General features: G+C 47.3%; 1 protein-coding gene and 1 pseudogene. Both read left to right on the top strand.

The window, feature by feature from the left end; translation table 11 throughout:
• Positions 1-241: pseudogene (locus R8O10_RS26295) on the top strand (chemotaxis protein); the annotation flags it as partial.
• Positions 241-596 (top strand): DUF5455 family protein (locus tag R8O10_RS26290; RefSeq protein WP_318192107.1); only part of this gene is annotated, 356 nt, incomplete at its 3' end. The pseudogene R8O10_RS26295 and the gene R8O10_RS26290, both read left to right, overlap by 1 nt.

Here is a 596-nt window from a genome sequence, read left to right as displayed (position 1 = left end):
TATTACTGCCGTTTCCGATTCATTTCTTAACTTGCTTCCACAGCCTAGCCAATGTATGCGGCTTTCTTTGCCAACACTCAATGGTGGGAACGTTTCAATCTCTTGTGAGTTCTCTCATAAGTTAAAAATGATCCTCTCCATTCTGATTTACATCTACACGATTAAGACGCTTGTTGAAATCCTGCTGACTGAGGTCACGCCTGTACCAAGTAACAAGCCAGGTTCGGGGAGATATTACTAATGATTCAGCTATTACCTATTGTTTCAGGCAGTAGTGCGGCGTTGCGTTTACCTGCCTTGGTCGCGTTTATAGCACAAATAGCGACGACTCTGTTTGGTTGGTTCTTTATCGCCAAGGCGCGCAACGTCACGATTAACTTGGTGATTATTACTTTATTGATTGGGCTTACACTCGCGCTCACTCTTGCCATTTATACGCTTGCCACTGGGCTTTCTTACGTCACGCCCCCGTTTTGGTCACAAGCGGCGGGCATGTTTATCCCAAATAACGCAATTCCTTGCGTGAGTGCGATTTACTCGGCGCGTCTGCTGCGTTGGGTGTGGGAGTGGAAGTTCTACGCGATTGTGAGGGCGGC

It is taken from the genome of Vibrio sp. 1727, assembly GCF_033344415.1.
Lineage (GTDB): Bacteria > Pseudomonadota > Gammaproteobacteria > Enterobacterales > Vibrionaceae > Vibrio > Vibrio alginolyticus.
This window is presented reverse-complemented; position numbering and strand designations above follow the sequence as displayed.